This window comes from Arthrobacter sp. 05T47 (assembly GCF_056395825.1).
In genome coordinates this window covers 1-23866 of the sequence record NZ_JBFTKG010000034.1, presented here as the reverse complement: position 1 = coordinate 23866, position 23866 = coordinate 1, and the positions used below count along the sequence as shown (strand labels likewise).

The 23866-nt window shown below is 67.7% G+C and carries 21 protein-coding genes, 1 pseudogene and 2 riboswitches; of the genes and pseudogenes, 16 read left to right on the top strand and 6 right to left on the bottom strand.

The annotated features are described in order from the left end of the window. Positions 1–256: 256 nt before the first annotated feature. From AC1DEY_RS18605 to AC1DEY_RS18585, 5 genes and pseudogenes are all read left to right on the top strand, one after another. Complete coding sequence (locus AC1DEY_RS18605; protein ID WP_476869257.1) at positions 257–514, top strand: PLD nuclease N-terminal domain-containing protein; 258 nt, start codon at positions 257–259, stop codon at positions 512–514. A gap of 79 nt (positions 515–593) precedes the next feature. Beyond that, on the top strand, positions 594–1088 hold the full coding sequence (locus AC1DEY_RS18600; RefSeq protein ID WP_476869256.1) for a GNAT family N-acetyltransferase: 495 nt from the start codon (positions 594–596) through the stop codon (positions 1086–1088). Positions 1089–1437: 349 nt separating this feature from the next. After that, positions 1438–3762, top strand: a pseudogene (locus tag AC1DEY_RS18595) (SulP family inorganic anion transporter); the annotation flags it as partial. Positions 3763–3865: 103 nt separating this feature from the next. After that, positions 3866–4999 carry an NAD(P)/FAD-dependent oxidoreductase gene (locus tag AC1DEY_RS18590; protein ID WP_476869255.1) on the top strand — a complete coding sequence of 378 codons (1134 nt, stop codon included), beginning with the start codon at positions 3866–3868 and terminating at the stop codon, positions 4997–4999. Positions 5000–5010: 11 nt separating this feature from the next. Continuing rightward, positions 5011–6255 (top strand): amidohydrolase family protein, encoded by a 1245-nt coding sequence (locus AC1DEY_RS18585; RefSeq protein WP_476869254.1) that lies wholly within the window; start codon positions 5011–5013, stop codon positions 6253–6255. A gap of 23 nt (positions 6256–6278) precedes the next feature. On the opposite strand, the gene AC1DEY_RS18580 is transcribed toward AC1DEY_RS18585, so the two are convergent. Then, complete coding sequence (locus tag AC1DEY_RS18580; RefSeq protein ID WP_441409329.1) at positions 6279–6959, bottom strand: histidine phosphatase family protein; 681 nt, start codon at positions 6957–6959, stop codon at positions 6279–6281. A 100-nt stretch (positions 6960–7059) separates the two neighbouring features. Here AC1DEY_RS18580 and AC1DEY_RS18575 point away from each other — a divergent pair, with 100 nt between their 5' ends. Further along, a complete protein-coding gene (locus AC1DEY_RS18575) occupies positions 7060–7827 on the top strand; it encodes a CPBP family intramembrane glutamic endopeptidase (RefSeq protein WP_476869253.1) in 768 nt (255 codons plus the stop codon). Between the two features lie 105 nt (positions 7828–7932). Here the strand turns inward: AC1DEY_RS18575 and AC1DEY_RS18570 are convergent, their stop codons facing one another. Further along, positions 7933–8571 (bottom strand): VOC family protein, encoded by a 639-nt coding sequence (locus AC1DEY_RS18570; protein WP_390204337.1) that lies wholly within the window; start codon positions 8569–8571, stop codon positions 7933–7935. 169 nt (positions 8572–8740) lie between these two features. Further along, positions 8741–8856, top strand: a riboswitch (SAM riboswitch). A gap of 62 nt (positions 8857–8918) precedes the next feature. Here AC1DEY_RS18570 and AC1DEY_RS18565 point away from each other — a divergent pair. The 3 genes from AC1DEY_RS18565 (at position 8919) to AC1DEY_RS18555 (ending at position 13377) form a co-directional block, all read left to right on the top strand. Beyond that, complete coding sequence (locus tag AC1DEY_RS18565) at positions 8919–10235, top strand: bifunctional o-acetylhomoserine/o-acetylserine sulfhydrylase (protein WP_476869252.1); 1317 nt, start codon at positions 8919–8921, stop codon at positions 10233–10235. A 216-nt stretch (positions 10236–10451) separates the two neighbouring features. After that, positions 10452–10567: riboswitch (SAM riboswitch) on the top strand. A 12-nt stretch (positions 10568–10579) separates the two neighbouring features. Beyond that, positions 10580–11827, top strand: a complete 1248-nt coding sequence (metX, locus tag AC1DEY_RS18560) for a homoserine O-acetyltransferase MetX (RefSeq protein ID WP_476869251.1) — start codon at positions 10580–10582, stop codon at positions 11825–11827. Positions 11828–11994: 167 nt separating this feature from the next. Then, positions 11995–13377, top strand: coding sequence for an MFS transporter (locus AC1DEY_RS18555; protein WP_476869250.1), 1383 nt, complete (start codon positions 11995–11997; stop codon positions 13375–13377). A 96-nt stretch (positions 13378–13473) separates the two neighbouring features. On the opposite strand, the gene AC1DEY_RS18550 is transcribed toward AC1DEY_RS18555, so the two are convergent. Next, the gene (locus AC1DEY_RS18550) at positions 13474–14373 is read right to left on the bottom strand and encodes a LysR family transcriptional regulator (protein WP_476869277.1); all 900 of its coding nucleotides are present in this window, start codon (positions 14371–14373) and stop codon (positions 13474–13476) included. A 195-nt stretch (positions 14374–14568) separates the two neighbouring features. Here AC1DEY_RS18550 and mmsB point away from each other — a divergent pair, with 195 nt between their 5' ends. The 3 genes from mmsB to AC1DEY_RS18535 all read left to right on the top strand — a co-directional run bounded on the left by mmsB (position 14569) and on the right by AC1DEY_RS18535 (position 17632). Beyond that, a complete protein-coding gene (gene mmsB, locus AC1DEY_RS18545) occupies positions 14569–15471 on the top strand; it encodes a 3-hydroxyisobutyrate dehydrogenase (protein ID WP_476869249.1) in 903 nt (300 codons plus the stop codon). A gap of 31 nt (positions 15472–15502) precedes the next feature. Further along, positions 15503–16987, top strand: a complete 1485-nt coding sequence (locus AC1DEY_RS18540) for a CoA-acylating methylmalonate-semialdehyde dehydrogenase (protein WP_476869248.1) — start codon at positions 15503–15505, stop codon at positions 16985–16987. Between the two features lie 84 nt (positions 16988–17071). Beyond that, on the top strand, positions 17072–17632 hold the full coding sequence (locus tag AC1DEY_RS18535; RefSeq protein ID WP_476869247.1) for an isochorismatase family protein: 561 nt from the start codon (positions 17072–17074) through the stop codon (positions 17630–17632). A gap of 32 nt (positions 17633–17664) precedes the next feature. On the opposite strand, the gene AC1DEY_RS18530 is transcribed toward AC1DEY_RS18535, so the two are convergent. Together AC1DEY_RS18530 and AC1DEY_RS18525 are read right to left on the bottom strand one after the other, a co-directional pair. Continuing rightward, positions 17665–18270 (bottom strand): hypothetical protein, encoded by a 606-nt coding sequence (locus AC1DEY_RS18530; RefSeq protein ID WP_476869276.1) that lies wholly within the window; start codon positions 18268–18270, stop codon positions 17665–17667. A 99-nt stretch (positions 18271–18369) separates the two neighbouring features. Next, positions 18370–19245: an SGNH/GDSL hydrolase family protein gene (locus AC1DEY_RS18525; RefSeq protein ID WP_441409503.1), complete on the bottom strand. Its 876-nt coding sequence runs from the start codon at positions 19243–19245 to the stop codon at positions 18370–18372. 94 nt (positions 19246–19339) lie between these two features. On the opposite strand from AC1DEY_RS18525, the gene AC1DEY_RS18520 reads away from it, so the two are divergent. Continuing rightward, on the top strand, positions 19340–19996 hold the full coding sequence (locus AC1DEY_RS18520) for an alpha/beta hydrolase (RefSeq protein ID WP_476869246.1): 657 nt from the start codon (positions 19340–19342) through the stop codon (positions 19994–19996). 61 nt (positions 19997–20057) lie between these two features. Here AC1DEY_RS18520 and AC1DEY_RS18515 read toward each other — a convergent pair whose 3' ends face one another. Continuing rightward, positions 20058–20294: an RNA-binding S4 domain-containing protein gene (locus AC1DEY_RS18515; RefSeq protein ID WP_441409338.1), complete on the bottom strand. Its 237-nt coding sequence runs from the start codon at positions 20292–20294 to the stop codon at positions 20058–20060. Positions 20295–20327: 33 nt separating this feature from the next. Between AC1DEY_RS18515 and AC1DEY_RS18510 the strand changes: the two genes are divergently transcribed. The 3 genes from AC1DEY_RS18510 (at position 20328) to AC1DEY_RS18500 (ending at position 23813) form a co-directional block, all read left to right on the top strand. Then, positions 20328–21293 (top strand): DMT family transporter, encoded by a 966-nt coding sequence (locus AC1DEY_RS18510; RefSeq protein WP_476869245.1) that lies wholly within the window; start codon positions 20328–20330, stop codon positions 21291–21293. A gap of 130 nt (positions 21294–21423) precedes the next feature. Then, complete coding sequence (locus AC1DEY_RS18505; protein WP_441409340.1) at positions 21424–22809, top strand: glycine--tRNA ligase; 1386 nt, start codon at positions 21424–21426, stop codon at positions 22807–22809. Between the two features lie 2 nt (positions 22810–22811). After that, entirely contained in the window at positions 22812–23813 is a 1002-nt protein-coding gene (locus AC1DEY_RS18500; RefSeq protein WP_476869244.1) for a GNAT family N-acetyltransferase, read from the top strand. Positions 23814–23866 lie beyond the last annotated feature (53 nt).

Below are 23866 nucleotides of genomic sequence, written 5' to 3'. Positions count from 1 at the left end.
CAGGGGAGGGCATGTCCAATGGTGCGGGCGTTCGTGCGCGGCCGCGCGACGATCGCCGCAGACGGAGTGGCCTGATCCCAGCGGCCGGACCCAGTTACACGGGCCCGGCCTAACCTCTCGGGACTTCTCCAAGTGCGCGGCGGCCTTCCCTGCTCAGCCGTGACTATGGTCAGGGCGGGAGTAGCTGTAGGGTTTTCGGCACCCGCGAACTCCAATTGGGAACGCGGGCCGAGAATCGAAATTGGGGGAATGAAAGTTGCTGTTGCTGGCTGGTGCCGAGAGCGTGAATCCGATCGTCCCTTCTGCGTGGGAGGTCATGGTCATTGTTGCCGGCATGATCTGTGCCGCAACTTTCATTGGTGCGCTGATCAGCATCGCGCGGAGCACTAATCACACGCCGTCCGGCCGGGCGCTCTGGCTATTGATTGTGTTCGCGCTGCCAGTTTTCGGCCCAATGCTCTGGTTCCTCGTGGGACGAACGAATTCGCAGGCGGGACGGTCGGGATCCTCCTGAGCCTGCGGGTGGCGGGTGGCCTAAGGGAACGTCTTCTCCGGCAGCCTAACGCGGGCGCAGCAACTACTGTTTCACCATGATGTTTCAGACGGACAGACTCATTGCCCGCCAGTTTGAAAAGACAGATCTGGATGACTTCGCAGCACTTTGCGCGGACGTCGCGGTCATGCGATTTGTCGGCGATGGTTCAACGCTGGAGCGGGCTGAAGTCGCGCGCTGGATAGATGTCAGTCAGGAAAAATACGCGCAACGCGGATATGGCACGTCAGCCATTTTCGAACGATCCACGGGAGCCTTTGTCGGCTACTGCGGCGTGGTGAGGGCGCCGGATCGGGACTTCGATGAACTCACCTACGTCCTTCACCGGAAGTTCTGGGGTCAAGGCTACGCAACCGAAATCGGGCGGGAAATGCTCGCCCACGTCTTCAAAATCTCCCCGCTCCGGTCAATCTCCGCAACTATTGACCCAGGCAACGGGCCGTCCAAGAAGGTCGCGGCCAAACTCGGAATGGTGGAGATGCCATCTGCCGACAACACCGTGAGCCACTGGACTCTTCGGCGCCCTGGAACCTGACAACAGCGACGGTGGTGACGGCGGAACCTGCTGCATGCCTGATGGACCCGGGGGGCCCACCCACGCTCGTATCCGGCAAACAGCCGCCGCGGGAAATTTCTTTTCGAGATCAGGTCCACAAAAGGGCTCAATTTTCCCATGTGACTTGAAATTGCCCGGGATTTTTTCGGGGGTCACACCGGCCCCTGAGGCCGTACCAGACCGGGATCGGAGTCGGGCAAAAAGGACTCTGTTACGGGCACTCTTACGGCTCTGACCTCGTGTTTCTTCTCACGGCAGGCATCCTTGCGGGCCCGGCGGCGGCGTCAATAGCGTGGATCAGGACCCGCCCAACGAGCCAAGGACTGAAATGCCCGCACCCGCCGTCACGGATCCACGTCCAGCCGCTGCCACTGGCAGCCGGATTCCCCTCCGAACAGCCCTGACTTCCGGGCTCCGCTGGGATTTACCGGCGTCCCTTGTGGTGTTCCTCGTGGCGGTTCCGCTGTCACTGGGCATCGCAGCGGCGTCCGGCGCACCGGTCATGGCCGGGCTGATCGCGGCGGCCGTCGGCGGGATCGTTGCCGGCACCCTCGGCGGCTCGCCCCTGCAGGTCAGCGGCCCCGCCGCAGGCCTGACCGTCATCGTGGCGGGCCTGATCGACCAGTTCGGCTGGCCCGCCACCTGCGCCATCACGGCGGCTGCAGGCGTTCTGCAGGTGCTTCTCGGCTTCGCCAAGTTCGGCCGGGTTGCCCTGGCCATCGCCCCGGTGGCCGTGCACGCCATGCTGGCCGGAATCGGCATCATCATCGTGCTGCAGCAGACCCACGTGCTGCTCGGCGCCGAGGCCGGCGAATCAGCCTGGCAGAACGTCAAAGCCCTCCCGGCGAGCGTCGCCTCGCTGGACCCCCAGGCCGCGGTCCTGGGCGCCGCCGTGATCCTGCTGCTGCTGGGCTGGAAGTACATGCCGGCGTCCCTCCGGCGCGTCCCCGCGCCCCTGGTGGCGGTCGTCGCCGCCACGGCGCTGTCGCTGCCTTTGGCGTCCGACGTCGACCGCATCACTTTCGATGGGTCCTTGCTGGACGCGCTGTCCTTGCCTCAGCTGCCGGGCGGACACTGGAGCGCCGTCGTCGTCGGCGTCGTGACGATCGCCCTGGTGGCGAGCGTCGAATCGCTGCTCTCCGCGGTGGCCGTGGACAGGATGCACCACGGCGAACGCACAAATTTCAACCGTGAACTCGTCGGCCAGGGCGCGGCAAACGTCACGTCCGGCATGCTGGGCGGCCTGCCCGTCACCGGGGTTATCGTGCGCAGCGCCACCAACCTCGAAGCCGGGGCGCGGACCCGCAAGTCCGCCATCCTTCACGGTGTCTGGGTCCTGGTCTTCTCTCTTCTGCTGGCAACTGTCATCGAGCTGGTTCCGGTGGCTGTCCTGGCGGGCCTGCTGATCATCATCGGCGTGCGGCTGGTGAAGGTGGCCGACTTCACCACGGCCCGCGTCACCGGAGACATGGCCATCTACGCCGTCACGCTGCTGACCGTGGTGTTCGTGAACCTCCTGGCAGGCGTGGTCACCGGGCTCGCCCTGGCCATGGCGTCCGTCCTGTGGCGGGTTGTCCGCGCCGGGATCCACGCCGAACCGCTCGGCGCGCGGGACGAACAGCGCTGGAGGGTAGTCATCGACGGCTCCTGCAGCTTCCTGTCCCTGCCCCGCCTCAGCCACGTGCTCGCGTCCGTGCCGTCGGGATCGCACGTGACCGTCGAGCTGGAGGTGGACTTCCTCGACCACCCGGTCCATGACGCCCTGGACGCCTGGCGCCGGCGCCACGTCAGCAACGGCGGCACCGTGGAGATCGAGGAAAGCGGCACGGCCACCCTTCGCGAGGCCCAGGACCGCCCGCCGGCACGCGGCAGTTCACGCTCGGCCCTCCGCGGCGGATTCGCCCCCTGGCGCAGCTGGCAGCGGCACGGGCGGAGTGGCCATGCGGGCCAAGCGCCGGAGACGCCCGACGTGCCCGTCCCGCTGAGCCCTGTGCTGGCCGGAGTGGACAGCTACCACCGCCGGCACGCGCACCTGCTCCGGCCCCACGTGCAGGAACTCTCCGCCGGGCAGGACCCGGACACGCTGTTCCTTACCTGCGCCGACTCCCGGCTCGTGCCGAACCTGATCACCAGCAGCGGGCCCGGAGACCTCTTTACCGTCCGCAACGTGGGCAACGCCGTGGGTAACGCCGCCGGCAGTGCCCACCTCGATCCCTCAGTGGAGGCCGCCCTCGAATTCGCGCTCAAGGAGCTCTCCGTGCAGTCCGTGGTCATCTGCGGACACTCCGGTTGCGGGGCGATGGCCGCCCTGATGTCTGAAGCAGAGCACCCAACTGAGGCCGGGCACTCGCGTGAGGCTGCGGCTGGGGCCGGCCGCACCCCGGTCGACGTCTGGCTGGACCATGCCCGGCCGAGCATGGCCGCGTTCCGTGCGGGCCACCCGGTGCAGGCCGACGCGGCCAACGCCGGGTACGGGGAGGCGGACCAGCTGGCCATGGTCAACGTCGCCATCCAGTTGGAGCAGCTGGGGCGGCACCACAGCCTGCAGCAGGCCTTGCGGTCAGGCGAGCTGCACCTGACAGGCCTGTTCTATGACATCGCCACGGCACAGGTGCTGCAGGTGACCCCTGCCGGCATCAGCCACCTGGACCCGCTGCCGCGGACCCCTGACGGCGCGGGCCGCACCAGCGCCGGAACCGGCGTGGCCYGACGGGGAGCATCTGCCCTGACATGGGACCATCTGCAAGGATGGGACCATGTCAGCTCATTACGATGTCGTAATTGTCGGCGGCGGTATCGCCGGACTGTCCCTTGCCTCCGCCCTCGCAGGGGAATGCAGCGTGGCCCTGATCGAAGCCGAGCAGACCTTGGCCTACCACACCTCGGCCCGCTCGGCCCGGCAACTGATTCCCAGCTACGGCCCGCCCGTGGTCCAGGAACTCACCGTCCGGACGCTGGACCTCATCACCGCCCAGGACGCCGAACGCCCGGAACCGGTGCTCACGCCGCGCAGCTTCATGCTGATCGGGGACGACGCCACCGTCCAGGCGGAGGCCAGCGGCCACATGCGCCGGATCACCCATGCCGAGGCGCTGGAGCTGTGCCCGGCCCTCGTTCCGGAGTCGTTCAGCGCCGCGGGCCTGGACACTGGATCCTTCGCATGCAACGCCCCCGTGCTGCTCGAGGACCACCGGCGCCGTGCGGAGGCCGGCGGCGTGGACATCATCACCGGTGCCAGGGTCCATTCGGCCCAGCGCCTGGGCACCGGCTGGGAACTGGGCGCCGGGCAGGAAGGCTTCCAGTCCGCCGTCGTGGTCAATGCCGCCGGGGCCTGGGCGGATGAGCTTGCCGTCCTCAGCGGCGTCGAAAAAGTCCAGCTCCAGCCGTACCGGCGCACCGCGGCGATCGTCGACGTCGAGAATCCGCTCCCGGAAGCCGCCCCGTTCGTGGCCGCTGCCGACGACAGCTTCTACTTCCGGCCCGAACACGGCCAGATCCTGATCTCGCCCGCGGAGCACGTGCCCAGCGGCCCCGAGGATGCCCGGCCATACCCCGGCGACATCGAACGGCTCGTCGCCCGGCTCAACGCCATCACCACGCTCGGGATCAGGGGCGTCCGCCAGGCCTGGACGGGGCTGCGGACGGAGGCGGCCGACGGCGTCCCCGTGGTGGGGTTCGACGCCGAAGCCACCGGATTCTTTTGGCTCGCCGGCCAGGGCGGATACGGTTTCCAGACCTCCTCCGGCATCGCCGAACTGGCCGCCGGGCTGATCCTCTCCGGAAAAGGCGCCGGCCAGGGACCCGCCGCCACGGTCCCGCCCACCGAGGCCAGTCCGGCATCCCGGACAGCGGAAGCGCTGGCCGCGACCCGCTGGTCCATCCGGCGCTGAAGAATGGACCCATGAGCACCCTCATCACCAATATCGCCGAACTGATGACCCAGGACGCGGAACACCGCGTCCTCCGCGACGCGGCGGTGGTGATCGAGGGCGAGCGGATTTCCTGGCTCGGCCCCGCATCCGAGGCGCCGGCGGCCGACGAGGCCGTGGACGCCGCCGGCCGGGCGCTCCTGCCCGGCTGGGTTGACTCTCACACCCACCTGATCTTCGCGGGGGACCGCACGGCCGAGTTCGAAGCAAGGATGGCGGGGGAGAGCTACAGCGCGGGCGGGATCGCAGTCACCACCGGCGCCACCCGGAGCACGAGCGACTACGACCTCACCCGCCTTGCCATGGGCCGCGTCGCGGAGGCCGTCGCCCAGGGCACCACCTACCTGGAGACCAAAACCGGCTACGGCCTGGACCTCGAAAACGAGGCCCGCAGTGCCCGCATCGCCTCGACCGTCGCGGACGAAGTGACCTACCTTGGGGCGCATCTGGTGCCCGCCGGGGCGGACGCGGAGGAATACACCGAGCTGGTCTGCGGGCCGATGCTCGCCGCGGTCCGGCCCTACGTCCGCTGGGCCGACGTCTTTTGCGAACAGGGCGCCTTCAACGAGGAGCAGTCACGCCGGGTCCTCCTGGCCTGCAAGGCCGCCGGGCTGGGGTTGCGGGTCCATGGCAACCAGCTCGGCGAGGGCCCCGGCGTCCGGCTGGCGGTGGAAGTCGGCGCCGCGAGCGTGGACCACGTGAATTACCTGTCGGCCGCAGACATCGATGCCCTCGCCGCCAGCTGGTCCGGGTGGGACGCCGACGGCGGCTCCGGCTCCGGCAAGGGCACCGGCGGCTCCGGCACCCGCGGCACGGTGGCCACGTGCCTGCCGGCCTGCGACCTGTCCACCCGGCAGCCCCTGGCCCCCGGCCGGGAACTGCTCGACGCCGGCGTGCAGATCGCTTTGGCGTCCAACTGCAATCCCGGCACGTCCTACACGAGCTCCATGGCGTTCTGCGTAACTACCGCCGTGCTGCAGATGCGGCTCAGCGTCCATGAGGCCGTGCGCGCCGCGACGTACGGCGGCGCCCTGGCCCTGGGCCGGGAATCCGGGAACGACGTCGACGGCGAACGTGCGGTGGGCTCGATCGCCGTCGGGCACCGCGCGGACCTGCACCTGCTCAACGCGCCGTCGGCGACGCACCTTGCCTACCGGCCCGGTATCCCGCTGACCCACGCGGTGTGGCGGGCCGGCGTTCCGCAGAAGCTCCGGTAGCGCCGGCGGTCCGCCAGGGCCGGCTAGAACATCATGGGCGGAGCGTCGAGGACTGTTTCGTCCACGCGCCGCAACTCCCACTGCGTGAAGGGCTTGTCGAGCTCGTACTTCCCGCGGGCAGTGCGCAGCAGGGTGCGGACCTCGGCGTTCTCCGGGTTGTTCAAGGACTCGAAATATTCCACGGACCAGTGGAACCAGCGCATGCAGAACAGCCGCATGGTCAGCCCGTGGGTCACAAACAGGGCGTTCGGGGCGTAGTTGGGCTTGGACCAGTGCCGGTGCAGGGTTTCCATGAAAGAGGAAATCCTGTCGTACACATCGGAACCGGACTCGCCCTCGCGGAAACGGTAGAAGAAGTGCCCGTAGGCGTTACGGAGTTCCTTCTGGTCCTCAATGTCGCCGGCGATCTGAAAGTTGGCCCAGTCCTGTTCCCGCAGCCGCGGTTCCTCGATCACCCGCTCCACGAGCGGGCCAAGATTGAGCGCCTCGAGGGTCTGGTAGGCGCGCAGATACGGCGAGACGTAGACGCACACCGGCCGCCCGTCCAGCTGGCGCTTGACCTCCTCGCCGGCCGCGGTCGCCTGCTCCAGGCCAAGCGGCGTCAACGGAATCCGGTAATCCGGAACACGGTTGTAGATCGAGGTATCGGCATTGGCGGCAGACTGGCCGTGCCGGATCATGATGATTTTCCGGGGCGCACTCATAATCCCCAAGCATAGGGCTCCCAAAATGCCGGCGGTGCCCGCGCGGCCTGCACCACGCGGGCACCAGCAAACTATCGGCAACTGCAGGCAAGATAGAAACATGTTGGTTCCCTCCCGCCGTCGGCTGCGGTTCGAAGTGTTGATTGTCCTGGGGTTGTCGCTGGGGCAGTCCGCGGTCTACTCCCTGGTGCAGCTGCTGGACAAGATGACCACGGCGCCGCTGGCCCAGGGGACGTCCACGCTGAACCGTTCGCAGAGCACGCGCGAATACTTCGACCTCACCTACCAGGTGCTGGACATCTTCTTCGCCCTGGTTCCGGTGGCCCTGGTGATCTACTTCCTCACCGAACACTGGCCGGCCGGAGTGCGCGGAACCTCGGCGTTCCGAAGGATCGGCTTCGACTTCGCCCGGCCCGGCAAGGACCTCCTGCAGGGCCTGGGGCTCGCCGCGCTCATCGGCATTCCGTCCCTCGGGCTCTACGCCGCCGGCCGGGCGCTGGGGATCACGACGTCGATCATCCCCAGCGCCCTGGACGCGTACTGGTGGACCGTGCCGGTGCTGGTCCTGTCCGCGATCCGGCACGCGGTGGTCGAGGAAGTCATTGTGGTGGCGTATCTGCTGGACCGGCTCGGGAAACTGGGCTGGAGCGTGCCGGCGGCAATCATCGCCAGCGCACTGCTCCGCGGCAGCTACCACCTGTACCAGGGGTTCGGGCCGTTCATCGGCAACGCGGTGATGGGCGTCATCTTTGCGCTGTTCTACATCCGGACCAAGCGGGTGATGCCGCTCGTGATCGCCCACGCCATCCTGGACACCGTTGCGTTCGTGGGGTTCAGCCTGTTCGGCAAGGCCGTGGGCCTGGGCTGAGGGGCTGTTCTGGACGACGGGCGTTAAATAATCTCGGCCGCCATCTCCTGGGTGACATCGTTGGCACCTAGGGGATGGCGGCCGAAGCGTGGGGCGGGTGGAGCGTTAGATCGTGACCGCTCCGGAGGCGGTCTCGAAGGTGACCGAGAGGATGCCGGGCGTGCCGTGCGGTGCGATCCAGTTCACTGCGACGTCTTCCAGCGGCTTTTCAACCGGCTCGCCCAGCCATTCCGTCACGCGCGCTGCCGAACCGGCAATGGTCAGCGCGGACATTTTGACCTCGCTCGCGTAGGCGTTGGACGGGTGCAGTCCCGGGTCGCCCTCCCACTTGAGCATGTAGGGCACCTGAGGGTCGGCGATGAGCCCCAGGATGCCGATCTGCTTCCAGACCAGTTCACGGCCGTCCGGAAACTTCCGGTTGCCGTTCACGGCCGCGCGGCCGAGCCGCTCTTCGAACGGGGCGAGATCGTCAACCTCGACGCACCACCCCATCCAGCCGCCGCCCGCTTCGGAGCGTGCCCGGACAGCCTGGCCGAACGGGGCCTTGTCCGAGGCCGGGTGGTTCAGGACCTCCACGACTTCCAGGTACTTGTGTCCCGCGAGCGGGATAATCATGTTGCGTGTCCCGAAACGGGGGTGCACTCCACCCTTCACGGCTTCGACGCCGAGGGCAGACGCAATACGTTCAGTGGTGGCTGCCAAGCCATCGTGTTCACAGGCGTAAGAGACGTGATCCATGCGCATGCCCTCATCTTGGCACTTTGTGATGGACCTCTCAGCTTAGGCTTGCCTTACCATCGTGGGATGTCCAGTGTTACCTGCCGTTACATCCCGAGAGGCATTCCTGGACCGGCGCCTTCATCTTCGTCACAAAGCTATCCAGCGCTCCGCCGCCATTCCTACACTGAAGCAAGGTCATGAGTGCCAGCGCAAAGCCCCGGTTTGCTGGCCGGCAACCCTCGTCTCGCGGTGGGGTGCCCCGGGTGAGGACCCGGCCGTCCGGCGCCCGCCGGAAGGCAAGCGCGGCGCCTGCGCCGGTACGGGCCGAAGGGCCCTGGCCGGTGCTGTGCCCAGTACCCTCAGGAGCGTCAATGTCCACTGCCTGGTCCTTTGAAACCCGCCAGATCCACGCCGGCCAGGAGGCCGACTCCGCCACCGGCGCGCGGTCCCTGCCGATCTACCAGACGACGTCGTTCGTGTTCCCTAGCGCCGAAAGCGCCGCGAACCGCTTTGCACTCGCCGAACTCGCGCCCATCTACACCCGGATCGGCAACCCCACCCAGGACGCCGTCGAACAGCGCGTGGCCAGCCTTGAGGGCGGCCTCGCAGCCCTGCTGCTCAGCTCCGGGCAGGCCGCCGAGACCTTCGCGATCCTCAACATCGCCGAGGCCGGGGACCATGTGGTGGCCAGCCCCAGCCTCTACGGCGGCACCTACAACCTGCTCGCCCACACGCTGAAGAAGTTCGGCATCTCCGTGACCTTCGTGGAGGACCCGGACAACCTGGACCACTGGCGGGACGCCGTCCAGCCCAACACCAAGCTGTTCTTTGGCGAAGTGGTCTCCAACCCGCGCCAGGACGTGCTGGACATCGAAGGCGTGTCCGGGGTGGCCCACGAGGCCGGCGTGCCCCTGATCGTCGACAACACACTCTCCACCCCGTACCTCATCCGTCCGATCGAGTGGGGCGCGGACATCGTGGTCCACTCCGCCACCAAGTACCTGGGCGGCCACGGCGCCGCGATCGCCGGGGTGATCGTGGATTCCGGCAAGTTCGACTTCGGCAAGGACCCCGCCCGGTTCCCGGGCTTCAACACCCCCGACCCCACCTACAACGGCCTGGTCTACGCCCGGGACCTCGGTGCGGACGGCGCACTGGGCGCCAACCTCTCCTACATCCTCAAGGCCCGCGTGCAGCTCCTGCGCGACCTCGGCTCTGCCGTGTCCCCTTTCAACGCCTTCCTCATCGCCCAGGGCATCGAAACGCTGAGCCTGCGCGTCGAACGCCACGTTGCCAACGCCACCAAGGTGGCGCAGTGGCTGGAGGCCAGGGACGACGTCGAATCGGTCGCCTACGCGGGGCTGCCGTCCAGCCCCTGGTACGAGCGTGGCCGCAAATACGGGCCCAAGGGGACCGGCGCCGTCGTCGCCTTCAACCTCGCCGGGGGAGCGGAGGCCGGCAAGCGGTTCGTCGATGCCCTCGAACTGCACTCGCATGTCGCGAACATCGGCGATGTCCGCTCCCTGGTGATCCACCCGGCGTCCACCACGCACAGCCAGCTCTCGCCCGAGCAGCAGGAGATCGCCGGGGTCAATCCCGGGCTGGTGCGGCTCTCGGTGGGCCTGGAACACATCGATGACATCCTCGCGGACCTCGACGCCGGATTCCGCGCTGCCAAGGGCGCCTGACCCGGCGCTTTGGTAGCCGCCGGCCCCGAGTTCGCCGGAACCCGTCGCAGTCGCCGTAACCTTCCGGCGACTGGGCAGGCTTCCGGCGAACTCGCCGGACTGGATCGACGTGGGCCTGGATCGACATGGGGCTGGATCGACGTGGGAACCGCCGGGCTGTCACACGGGAGTCACAATCTTCGTCATTTCCGCACGCCGTTTCGTACACTCGTACCAGGTCATGAGTGCCAGTGACAGCCCCGGCTTGCTGGCCGGCAACCCTCCATWYGCGGCGGGGTGCCCCGGGTGAAGACCTGGCCTGCCGGTCAGCTGACGGCAGGCAAGCGCGAAGATAGGTCCTCATTATGACGATTGCCGTCACCCGCAGTGGTGAAACCGTAACGAAGCCATCCCCGAACCCTGTTGCCGCCGCAGCGGCCCGGGAAAGCACCCGGGAAAGCAGGCCGGAAAGCACCCCGGAAAGCACTCCGGTCCACGCTGCTTCCCCTGTGCCGGATGGCACGGTTCAGGACGGTACTGTCCAGTACGTCAGGATCGGTGACCTGCAGCTTGAATCCGGGATCCTGCTGCCGGATGTGGTCCTCGGCTTCGAGACGTGGGGGACCCTGAACGCGGACGCCTCCAACGCCGTCCTCATTGAACATGCCCTGACCGGGGACACCCACGTGACCCGCGGCGCCAGCGAGGAGCCCGGCTGGTGGGAGCAGCTCGCCGGACCCGGGGCTCCCGTGGACACGGAGAAGTACTTCGTCGTTTCGATCAACATCCTGGGCGGCTGTTACGGTTCCACCGGCCCCTCCACCCCGGCGCCGGACGGCCGCCCGTGGGGATCGCGGTTTCCGCTGGTCACGCTGCGGGACACCACCGCCGCCGAGGCCCGGCTGGCCGACGCCCTGGGCATCGGGAGCTGGTACGCCGTGGTGGGCGGCTCGCTTGGCGGCGCCCGCGCCCTTGAATGGGCCGTCACCTACCCGGACCGGGTCCGCCGCTGCGCCGTGATTTCCGTCGGCCCCAGCAGCACCGCCGAACAGATTGCCTTTGCGCAGGCCCAGACCCTGGCCATCCGGCAGGACCCCCATTTCAACGGGGGGAACTACTACGGTGGCCCGGAACCCGAAGCTGGGCTGGCCCTCGCCCGCCGCATCGCCCACATCACCTACCGCTCCGCGGCCGAACTGGACGGCAGGTTTGGCCGGAACCCGCAGGCGTCCGAGGCGCCGCTGGAAGCCGGATCGCTGGCCGGACGCGGGCGCTACCAGGTTGAAAGCTACCTGGACCACCAGGGCAGCAAGCTGGTCCGGCGCTTTGACGCCAACAGCTACATCGCCATTACCGAGGCGCTCATGAGCCACGATGTGTGCCGGGGGCGCGGAAGCCTGCCGGAGGCGCTTGCCCCCGCCACCGCCGAGTTCCTGGTGGCGGCCGTCGACTCGGACCGGTTGTACTTCCCGGCCCAGACCCGCGAGCTGGCAGATGCCTTGCCGGGCGGTGCGGAACTGCACATGATTCAGGCTCCGATCGGCCACGACGGCTTCCTGACCGAGATCGGGCAGCTTGGCGGCCAGCTGCGGGAGACCTTCTTCGGCCACTAGGCGTGGCGTTCCTGTGCATTTTTGCAGATGCTCTCTGCACTAATGGTCGTTGTGGCTCAGTGCCTGCGGACCCATACTCGTTGAGAATAACGCTGTGTGTGCTAACTCACACAAATTTTCAGCCCAATGGTCCACGGGGTGTCGAAGGCGACACCGAAGGAGTTCTCATGAGCACGGAAAACGCCGCCGCAACGCGCGCAGACGAGCCAGACGTCAAGACGTCCGGCCTGAAGAAGGTGGTGGCGGCCTCGATGGCCGGCACCGTGGTGGAATGGTACGAATTCTTCCTGTACGCATCCGCGGCCACGCTGGTCTTCGGCAAAACGTTCTTCCCCAATTCAGGCACGGAACTGGACGGCATCCTCGCGGCGTTCCTGACCTATGCCGTCGGCTTCGTCGCCCGCCCGATCGGCGGGATCGTGTTCGGCCACTTTGGCGACAAGTTCGGCCGCAAGCAGCTGCTCCAGCTCAGCATCATCCTGGTGGGCGTGTCCACCTTCCTGATGGGCTGCCTCCCCACCTTCGCGCAGATCGGCTACTGGGCCCCGGCGCTGCTGGTGTTCCTGCGCTTCGCCCAGGGCTTCGCCGTCGGCGGTGAATGGGGCGGTGCCGTTCTGCTCGTCGCAGAGCACAGCCCGAGCAAGTCCCGTGGCTTCTGGGCCAGCTGGCCGCAGTCGGCCGTTCCGCTCGGCAACCTCTTCGCCACCGCCGTGCTGTTCATCCTGTCCTCCGTGCTGTCCTCCGCGGACTTCCTCGGCTGGGGCTGGCGGGTTGCCTTCTGGCTCTCGGCCGTGATTGTCCTGATCGGTTACTACATCCGCACCAAGGTCAGCGACGCCCCGATCTTCCTCGAAGCACGCAAGGAGGTTGAGGCCGGCCACAAGGGTTACGGTGTTGCCGAGGTCTTCCGCCGCTACCCCCGCGGCGTGTTCACCGCCATGGGCCTGCGCTTCGCGGAAAACATCCTGTACTACCTCGTGGTCACTTTCTCCATCACCTACCTCAAGACGGTGGTCCATGCCGACACCTCCCGGATCCTGCTGCTCCTGCTGGTGGCGCATGTGGTCCACTTCTCCGTGGTGCCCATAGTCGGCAGGCTCTCGGACAGCCTGGGCCGCAAGCCGGTCTACATGGCCGGCGCCGTTCTTGGTGCGACCTGGGGCTTCTTCGCCTTCCCGATGATGGACACCGGAAACGATTTCATCATCCTCGCCGCGGTCGTCATCGGCCTGCTCTTCCACGCCCTGATGTACGCCGGCCAGCCGGCCATCATGGCCGAGATGTTCCCGACCCGCATGCGGTATTCCGGTGTTTCCCTTGGCTACCAGGTGACTTCGATCGTGGCCGGCTCGCTGGCGCCGATCATCGCCGTCGCCCTGCTGGGCCAGTTCAAGTCCTCCGTCCCGGTAGCCATCTACCTCATGATCGCCTGCGCGATTACCGCCGTCGCCGTGTTCTTCCTCAAGGAGACCCGCGGCATTTCGCTCCACGACGTCGACGCCGCCGACGCCCGGGGCACCGCAGACCTCCTCGCCGCCGGCAAGCGGTAGTTCCGCCCGAGGAGACCCCGCCAGGAATAACCGCAGTGGGGGAGGCTGCCCGGGTCCGCGCACCGCGCGGACCCGGGCAGCTGCGTTTACGCGGACTCAGGCGGACAGCACGTCCTGCCGCTCCCGGATTTCGCCGCGTATCGCCTCGAGCACGGCGCGGACCGGGGCCGAGCGCAGGGACTCGGGCCGGGCGACCGCCCAGATGGGCAGCTGTCGCTGGAAATCGTCCGGCAGGACGGGCAGGAAACCGGACCTGCCCGCCACGAGGAAATTGGGCAGCAGTCCTATCCCGGCTCCCCGCCGGACGGCCTCGAGCTGGGCGAAGACGCTGGTGGCCTGGAAACTGGACCGCGGCACGGGCAGCTGCSTGGAGCGGTGGCCCAGCTCCGCGACCTGAAGCGCCGATTCCACATACGAGACAAACCCGTGCTGCCGGACGTCGTCGAGCGTTGCCGGAAGCCCGTGCTCCTGCGCGTAGCCGGGGCTGGCATACAGCCGGAGGAAATAGTTGCTCAGGAAGATGGCCCGGGCATTCGTGGTCTCCATGTTGCCCACCACCACTTCCAGGTCCACGCCGGAGCGGTTCTGGCTGACCTTGCGCGTGGCGCTGAGCAACTCCACGTTGAGCATGGGGTTCGCCCGCTGTAGCCGGACGAGGGCCGGGGCCAGGAATTCGGCGCCGAAGCCGTCCGGGGTGCTGATCCGGACCAGGCCGGACACCACATCGCCGGACCGGGCGATGCTGCTGGACAGGGCGCCCAGGGTGCCCTCGATGGCCTCGGCCGCGGCGACGGCCTGACTGCCGAGCTCGGTCAGTTCCCAGCCATGCGGGCTGCGTTCCAGCGTCCGGCCGCCGAGCTGCTTGTCCAGGGCAAGGACGCGGCGGGAAATGGTGGTGTGAGTGGTCCCGAGCGTCTCGGCCACCGCGTTGAACCGGCCCAGCCGGGCCACCGTCAGCAGGATCAGCAGGTCATCGGGGCTCGGAAGCCGACGCATGTCCACGTGTGGTCCCTCCTCAGCGGGTCTGTCGTCAACGGATACGGAGGCCCACGCCGCCTGTGTGCATTTATGCACATGCCCTCTGTGATTTTTTGCCTTGATTGCACTCTAGCAGGATGTGATGGTGGACACAGAGGGTCTCGGCTTTCACGCCGCAGTGCATCGCAACCACCAAGCAAAGGAGCTTAAGCCATGGCAGTTATCGCCTGGATCGGACTGGGAAACATGGGCGGGTCCATGTCGGTCAACCTCGCGCAGGCCGGACATGAGGTCCGCGGCTTCGACCTCAACGCCGCAGCCGTTGCCGCCGCCGAGGCCGGGGGAGTCAGGGCCGCCGGCAGCATCGCCGAGGCCGTCGCCGGTGCCGACGTCGTCTTCACCATGCTGCCCAAAGGCGAGCACGCCCGCGCTGTGTACCTCGGCGAGGACGGCGTCCTGTCCCACGCGGACACCCGGACCCTGCTGGTGGATTCCTCCACCATCGATATTGCCTCCGCCCAGGCCCTGCACGACGCCGCCGCTGCCGCCGGCTTCCGCTTTGTCGATGCGCCCGTCTCCGGCGGGATGAGCGGCGCGAAGGCCGCCACCTTGACGTTCATGGTCGGCGGCGAGGCCGGCGCCGTCGCCGATGCCACCGAATACATCCGCCCCATGGCGGCGAATATCATCCCCACCGGCGGCGCCACCACCGGCCAGGCCGCGAAGATCTGCAACAACCTCATGCTCTTCATCAACCTTGCCTCCACCGCCGAGGGAGCGGTCCTTGCCGACCGGCTCGGCCTGGACAAGCAGGTCTTCTGGGACATCGCATCGGTCTCCTCCGGCGACAGCTGGGCGCTGCGCACCTGGTATCCCGTGGCCGGCGTGGTGCCCACCGCGGCATCGAACAACGACTTCGCCCCGACGTTCACCACCGAGCTGGCCAACAAGGACATCGGCCTGGCCATCAGCGCCGCGCGGGACACCGGCACCCCGCTGGAACTCGGCGAGCACGTCCAGCAGCTCTTCCAGCGGCTCATCGACGCCGGCCAGTCCGGCACGGACTGCTCCGCCATCGTCAAGCTCGTCGACGGCTCCTTCGAGTCCGCCAACTAGCCCCCACCCCTTTTAGAAAGAGAACCACCCCATGGAACGCATTCCGCACTTCATCAACGGCGCCCTGATTTCCGACGCCGAGCGCTTCGGCCCCGTCTTCAACCCCGCCACAGGGGAACAGGAGAAAGAGGTTGCCCTGGCCTCCGCCGCCCGCGTCGAGGAAGCCATCGCCGCCGCCCGCGCCGCCCTGCCCGGCTGGCGCGCCACGAGCCTGGCCAAGCGCACCGGCATCTTCTTCAAGGTCCGCGAACTGCTCATGCAGCGCCGCCCCGAACTCGCAGCCCTGCTCACCAGCGAGCACGGCAAGGTCCTCTCCGACGCGGAAGGTGAAATCACCCGCGGCCTGGAGAACATCGAGTTCGCCACCGGGCTGTCCCACATGCTCAAAGGCGAACGCTCCGAGCAGGTCGCCGGCGGCGTCGACGTCCACTCGGTCCGCCAGCCGGTCGGCGTCGTCGCCTGCATCACGCCGTTCAACTTCCCGGCGATGGTGCCGCTGTGGATGATCGGCAGCGCCCTGGCCTGCGGCAACACCGTGCTGCTCAAGCCGAGCGAAAAGGACCCGTCCTCCGCCATCTTCATCGCCGAGGTCTTCGCCGAGGCCGGACTGCCGGCAGGCGTGCTCAACGTGGTCCACGGCGACAAGGAAGCCGTCGACGTCCTGCTGGAACACCCGGAGGTCAAGGCCATCAGCTTCGTCGGCTCGACGCCGATCGCGCAGTCCATCTACAAGCGCGCCGCCGATCACGGCAAGCGCGTCCAGGCCCTGGGCGGGGCGAAGAACCACATGGTGGTCCTGCCGGACGCGGACCTGAACATGGCCGCCGACGCCGCCGTCTCGGCCGCCTACGGCTCCGCCGGGGAGCGCTGCATGGCCGTCAGCGTCCTGGTCGCCGTCGGCAGCACCGCGGATGAACTCGTGGACGCGATCAGCACCCGCATGGCCACCCTCACGATCGGTCCCGGCACGGACCCGGCCTCCCAGATGGGCCCGCTCATCACCGCCGAGCACCGCGACAAGGTGGCCTCCTACGTCGCCGGCGCCGCCAACGAGGGCGCCACCGTGGTGGTGGATGGCCGCGAGCACGAGTTCGACTCCAACGGCTTCTTCATCGGCGTCAGCCTGATCGACCACGTCAAGCCCGGCATGAAGGTCTACGACGACGAGATCTTCGGCCCCGTCCTCTCCGTGGTGCGGGTCGAAACCTATGCGGACGCCGTGAAGCTGGTCAACGACAACGAGTTCGGCAACGGCGTGGCCATCTTCACCCGCGACGGCGGCGCCGCCCGGCAGTTCGAGTTCGACGTCGAGGCCGGCATGGTGGGCGTCAACGTGCCCATCCCGGTACCGGTGGGCACCTTCTCCTTCGGCGGCTGGAAGAACTCGCTCTTCGGCGACACCCACATGTACGGCCCGGAAAGCATCCGTTTCTACACCCGCGGCAAGGTGGTCACCACCCGGTGGCCGGACCCGGCCACCTCGGTGATCGACCTCGGCTTCCCCCAGGTCGACTGACCCCGCGTTGCCCTGGTCTCTCGCCGGTATAGGGCTCCGGGATTAGAGTAGGCAGCCAGGGACAGCCACGATCCGGGAGGCACCATGACCACGCTCATCAACCGCCCCAACACGGCATTGCTCGTTGTCGACATGCAGGTCGGTGTGGTCGCGGAGGCCTACCGCCGGGACGCCGTCGTTGCGACCATAGCCGCCCTCGTGGACAAGGCGCGCGGCGCCGGGGTGGAGGTCGTCTGGGTGCAGCACAACTCCGAGGAGCTGCCCCGGGGAAGCGACGGCTGGCAGTACGTGCCCGAGCTCATCCGGCGCGATTCGGAGCCGCTAGTGGCCAAGGAGTACAGCGACGCCTTTGAGGCGACCGACCTGGAATCCGTGCTTGCCGACCGCGGCATCGGCCGTTTCTTCCTGGCCGGCGCCCAGACCGACGAGTGCATCCGTTCGACCCTCCACGGCGCGATCACCCGCGGCTACGATGTCACGCTGGTGGCCGACGCCCACACCACTGAGGACCTGACCGACTTTGGCGCGCCGCCGCCGGAACTCGTGGTGTCCCACACCAACCTGTACTGGCAGTACCACAAGGCCCCGGGGCGGACCGCAGGAACAGTCAAAGCGGCCGACGTCGACTTCGCTGGCCGTTCCTGATCTGGCCCGTGATGGTCTAGCCCTTCGGGAACCTAGCCCTTCATGATTTCAGCGCGCTGGGCCATGTAATCCTCCATGGACAGCTTGCCGTCGCTGTACTGCTGGTCGAGTTCGGCGAGCTTGCGCGCCCGGTACCCCAGCGGGGCCGACGGCGCCTGCGGCTGTGCCGCTTCCGCTGCGGGGGGAGTCTGGGGTGTCTGCCGCTGCGGCTGCGGCGGGTTGTTCAGGTATTCGGGGCTGTCCTCGTAGGGAACCGGGGACTGGTAGCCCGCCGGACCGGAATATGGCGGGTTGGGGTACTGCTGGCCGGGGTACGGCTCGGTCGGGAACGGCTGGTTGGGGAACCGGGGATTCGGGAACTGCTGGTTCGGGTACTGCTCGTCCGGGTTCTGCTGGTTCGGGTACTGCCCGTTTGCCGGTCCCGGCTGCCTGGGAGCGCCCAGCTGGCCGAAGCCGCCGAAGTAGTCCTGCTGGGTGTAGCCATCCCGCGGCTGGTTGCTCTGGTTGTTGTTTCCCGGGGTGCCGGGGAACCCGCCGAACTGGCCAGGAGTGCCCTGGTTCCGGCMGCGGGCGGACCTGCGGTAGAAGCGCATGACGACGGGAATCAGGAACGACAACACGATGATCCAGAAGAACATACTGCTCACGGTATGGGGCCTTTCAGCTGCTGGGCCTTCTCGTCTGCGGGCTCAAACATCGGGCCGGAGAAGTGTTCCTCCAGCTTATGCCCCGCAGGCTCAGGACCGTACCGCGTCCTCGGCGCCGGGCGGTCCTTCGCCCGAGCCCAGCGGAACGCCGGGGCCGAAGACCGGCCCAGCCAGGGGCCGCTTGGCCGTCACGCCGTCTCCCGAGGAGCGGTGCCGCAGCCGCCGCACCACCCAGGGCACAAAATACTCCTTGGCCCACACCAGGTCCCCGCTGCGCGCCTCGCGCCAGCTGCGCTGCGGCAGCGGTTTGGGGGAGAGCGGCTGCAGGGTGTGCTGGACATTCAGGGAGTCCAGCACCATGGCCGCGATGGTGTGGTGGCCCAGCGGTGAGAAGTGCAGCCGGTCAACATTCCACATCTGCGGGTCATTGAGCTGTCGCAGCGACCACATGTCCGCGATCACGGCGTCGTGGCGCGCGGCGATGGTGCGCAGGTTCTCGTTGTAGATGGCCACCTTGCTGCGGATCCGGCCCAGCACGGTGGAGCCGGTGTCCGGGCCGTTAAACAGGACCACGGTGGCGCCGCCCAGGCTCAGGATCTGGACCACTGAGTCCAGCTTTTCGGCCAGTATGTCGGGATCGCCACCCGGGCGGATGAGGTCGTTGCCGCCGGCTGAGAGTGTGATGAGGTCCGGCTTGAGGGACAAGCAGTGCGCCATTTGCTGGTCCACGATCTGCTGCAGGAGCCGGCCTCGGACAGCCAGGTTGGCGTAGGCGAAGTCGTTGTGCCCGCGGCTGAGTTCTTCGGCCACCCGGTCTGCCCAGCCCCGGTGGCCGCCCGGGCTGGCCGGCTCCGGGTCGCCGATGCCTTCGGTAAAGGAGTCGCCCATGGCCACGTAGCGGGTCCACGGGTGGGTTACGACGGTATCCGCCGAAGTGTCCGCTGAGGTGTCTGGTGAATTTTCCATGGCTTCGGTTTCGCTCACCCTCTTATCCTGCACTGTTCACGTTAAGCTACGCCACCGTAGGTTGTTACCGTCGGGTAACTGTAAGAATGGTTCCATGACTCACGCTGATGCCCTTCCCGCGCCCGTCGTCCTGTGGTCCAAGCCGGAGCAGGAGCGGGCCGGCAAACCGCTGCTGGTCCTGCTGCACGGCTACGGGGCCAACGAACAGGATCTGCTCAGCCTGGCGGAGATGCTGCCGCAGGAATTCGCAGTGGCCTCGCTGCGTGCCCCGCTTCCCATGGGTCCGGGCTTCACCTGGTTCCCGCTGACGGCGTCCATTGACTATTCGCTCGACGCCGTCAAGGTCGCCGCGGCGTATGTGCAGGACTGGCTCGACGGCGTCAAGGCCAACCACCCGTCGGTGACGCTGCTGGGGTTCTCGATGGGCATGGCCATGGCGACGACGCTGCTGCGGCAGCGCCCGGCGGACTTCGCCGCCGTCGTCGGCCTCTCAGGGTTCGTCGTCGACGCCGGCGATGACCCCAGCTTCCACGACGGCGAACTCGACGGCACCGTGCCGCTGTTCTGGGGCCGCGACCAGCAGGACCCGGTAATCACCGAGGACAAGATCGACTTCACCGTCGGCTGGGTCCGCAAGCACGTGAAGCTCACCAAGGTCCTCTACATGGGCATGTGGCACGGGATCAACCAGCAGGAAATCGGCCACGTCTCCGAGTTCCTCACGCACGTAGTGCTCAACTCCAAGAAGTAAGCGCACCCGGCCAACAGCCGCGCCCCAACAGCCGCGCCCCAACAACCGGGCGCGCCGGCCGCTAGGAGGCTGCGGGCGCGCTGATCCGCACAGTCCGGTTGTTGACGGTGACGGTGTCGCCGTCGTGAAGCTGGCGGCCGCGGCGCTCGTCGATTTCGCCGTTGACCTTGACCAGCCCGTTCTTGATCAGCTCCGCGGCTTCCACACCGTCCTCGACCAGATTCGCCAGCTTCAGCAGCTGGCCCAGCCGGATCATGTCGTCGCGGATAGTAATGTCTTCGAATTCCGAATTGCTCATATAGGCAATGATGCCTGACCAAAGGTGACACCCATGACCCACACCCCCCGGCTCCCGCTCATCGCGGGGCTGCCCATCGCCGTCGCGGCGGGGCTGTTCATCCCGCTCCAGGGCCGGATCAACGGCGCCCTCGGGGTGGCGCTGGGGGACGGCATCGCCGCCGCCGTCGTCAGCTTCAGCACCGGACTGGTGGTGATGGCGGTCATTTCCCTGGCGCTGCCGAAGGGCCGGGCCGGGCTGGCGCGGATCGTGCCCGCGGTGCGGGAGCGGCAGTTCCCGCCCTACTACGTGCTGGCCGGCTGCATCGGGGCCCTCTTCGTCTTCGCCCAGTCCTTCACTGTGGCGCTGCTTGGCGTCGCCCTCTTCACCGTTGCCGCCGTGACCGGACAGACCCTCAGCGGCCTGCTGGTGGACCGGCTCGGAATCGGGCCCGCGGGGAAGCGGCCCATCACCGGCATCCGGGTGCTGGGCAGTGCGCTGACCGTCGCCGCCGTCGGATGGGCCGTGTCGCCCCGGTTCAGCGCCGGGGAGTCCGGGGTGCAGCTGCTGCTTCCCCTGCTGCTCCCGGTTCTGGCCGGCTTCCTCATGAGTTTCCAGCAGGCCATGAACGGCACGGCCACCGTCCACTACGGGTCCCCGATCGCTGCGACGCTGGTGAACTTCATCGCCGGAGCCACCCTGCTGTGGGTGGCCTGGCTGATCAAGCTCGCCGTTGCCGGCGCCGGCAACCCGCTCCCGGCGCAGTGGTGGCTGTACCTGGGCGGCCCGCTCGGCTGCGTCTTCATCGGCGTCGGCGCCCTCCTGGTCCGCAGCCTTGGCGTGCTGGTCACCGGGCTCGGGATGATCGCCGGCCAGCTGCTGGGCTCCCTCGGACTGGACCTGATCCTGCCCGTGCCCGGGACCGTGATCGCGCTTCCGACTGTCCTCGGCACCGTGCTGACACTTGGCGCCATCATCCTGGCCACCCTGCCCTGGCCGCGGGGCGCGCTGAAGCGGTAACCGGTAGGCTTGGAGATTGCATCGCCCAGACGCATCGCATTGTTCGTATCACCCCGCCCGGCAACCAGCCGGTGACCGGGGCTGACACCGCGGACCGCACCCAGCGGCCCTGTACAAAATTGGAGTTCCCATGGCAGCAAAATCCGTCCTCGACCAGATCATTTCCCTCGCCAAGCGACGGGGATTCGTTTTCCAGGCCGGTGAAATCTATGGTGGCTCCCGTTCTGCCTGGGACTACGGGCCCCTCGGCGCCGAGCTCAAGGAAAACATCAAGCGCCAGTGGTGGCAGTCCGTGGTCCGCGGCCGCGACGACGTCGTGGGCCTGGACTCCTCGGTCATCCTGCCCCGCCAGGTCTGGGAGGCCTCCGGCCACGTGGATGTCTTCTCCGACCCGCTGGTGGAGTGCCTGTCCTGCCACAAGCGCTACCGCGCGGACCACCTCGAGGAAGAATACGAGGAGAAGAAGGGCCGTCCCGCCGAGAACGGCCTGAAGGACATCGCCTGCGCCAACTGCGGCACCCGCGGCCAGTGGACCGAGCCCCACGAATTCTCCGGCCTGCTCAAGACCTACCTGGGCCCCGTCGCCAGCGAGGAAGGCCTGCACTACCTGCGGCCCGAAACGGCCCAGGGCATCTTCGTGAACTTCGGCAACGTCCTGACCACCTCGCGGAAGAAGCCCCCGTTCGGCATCGGCCAGATCGGCAAGTCCTTCCGCAACGAGATCACGCCGGGCAACTTCATCTTCCGCACCCGCGAATTCGAGCAGATGGAGATGGAATTCTTCGTCGAGCCCGGCACGGACGAGCAGTGGCACGAGTACTGGATGAAGGAACGCATGTCCTGGTACACGGGCCTGGGCATCCGCGAAGAGAACCTGCGCTTCTTCGAGCACCCGCTGGACAAGCTCAGCCACTACTCCAAGGGCACCACGGACATCGAATACCGCTTCGGCTTCCAGGGCTCGGAGTGGGGCGAGCTCGAGGGCATCGCCAACCGCACCGACTTCGACCTCTCCACCCACGCCAAGGCCTCCGGCGCGGACCTGAGCTACTTCAACCAGGCCACGAACGAGCGCTACACCCCGTACGTGATCGAGCCGGCCGCCGGCCTCACCCGCTCGTTCATGGCCTTCATGATCGACGCCTACACCGAGGACGAGGCCCCCAATGCCAAGGGCGGCGTGGACATCCGCACCGTGCTCAAGCTCGACCCGCGCCTGGCCCCGGTCAAGGCCGCTGTGCTGCCGCTGAGCCGCAACGAGGACCTGTCCCCGAAGGCCAAGGACCTCGCCGCGCAGCTGCGCAAGAGCTGGAACATCGAGTTCGACGACGCCGGCGCCATCGGCCGCCGCTACCGCCGCCAGGATGAGATCGGCACCCCGTTCTGCATCACCGTGGACTTCGAGACCCTGGACGACCAGGCCGTCACCATCCGCGAACGCGACACCATGAGCCAGGAACGCGTGTCCCTGGACAAGGTCGAGGGCTACCTGGCCGCGCGGCTGATCGGCGCCTGATCATGGCCATCGAATACCGGGAGTGGCGGGAGGGCGACGACCTCGCGCTGCTGGAAGTCTGGGGCGGTCCCGAGACGGTCCAGGCCGGACAGTTCCGCGGCACGCTGGCGCCCTCGGGCAACTCGCCGTGGCGCCGCTGCATTGTGGCCGAGGACGTCGTGGACGGTGTCGCCATTCCCGTGGCGGCGGCCGTGGTCCACGAGGCCTCACTGCATCCGGAACGGCTCTGGGCGTATGTCGAGGTCGCCCGGGACCACCGCCGCGTGGGTCTGGGGTCCACGTTGCTGAGCATGCTGCGGCACGAGGCCGCCCAGGCGCCGTCGGGAGTGTCCAAACTGCGCTGCAAGGTGGAGCCGGGCACCCCCGGGGCGGCGTTTGCCGAGGCCGCGGGCCTGGCCCCGATCCAGCGGTCCCGCCTGATCGTCGTGGACCCGGCGCCGCTGAAGCTGCCGGTGTTCGGCGACGGTTCGGAGTCCGCGGCCACCGATCAGGTCGAAGACCTGGCCACCGGCTCGGTGGAGCTCAGCGACGTCGTGGGCCGCTACTACACCGCCGTGCACGGCTGGGACAGTCCGGGGGAGCTGAGCGTTGCCACGGTGCAGCGTTTGTTCCTGGATGATCTCAGCGGCGCCCACGGCGCGATCGTTCTGCGGGCGCCCAAGGCCAGTGCCTTCGGACACGGCGTCGCGGCCAGCCGCAAGGGCCGGCTGGAGGGCTTTGCCATCAGCTACGCGCAGGGCATTCCCGGCGCCGACGCCGACGGCTCCGGTGCAGCCTCGGGCGAGCCCACTGAGGTTTTCCTCGGCCACGAGCCCGCATTGGGCGCGGAGGAAGCCTTGACCGCCGTCCGGGATCTTTTGGCCCTGATCGCCTACCAGCACCCGGTGATGCTGGAACTGGACGACGCGATGACCGCCCTGCGCGCCGTCGTCGAACCGCTGCTCGAGAGCGGCAAGGCCCATGTCCAGGGCTCGGAAACACTGGTTGTCTCCGACCCGGTGTAGGCAACCGAACTGACCATATAACCCGATTGACCCGCAGCTGGCGGCCGTTATGA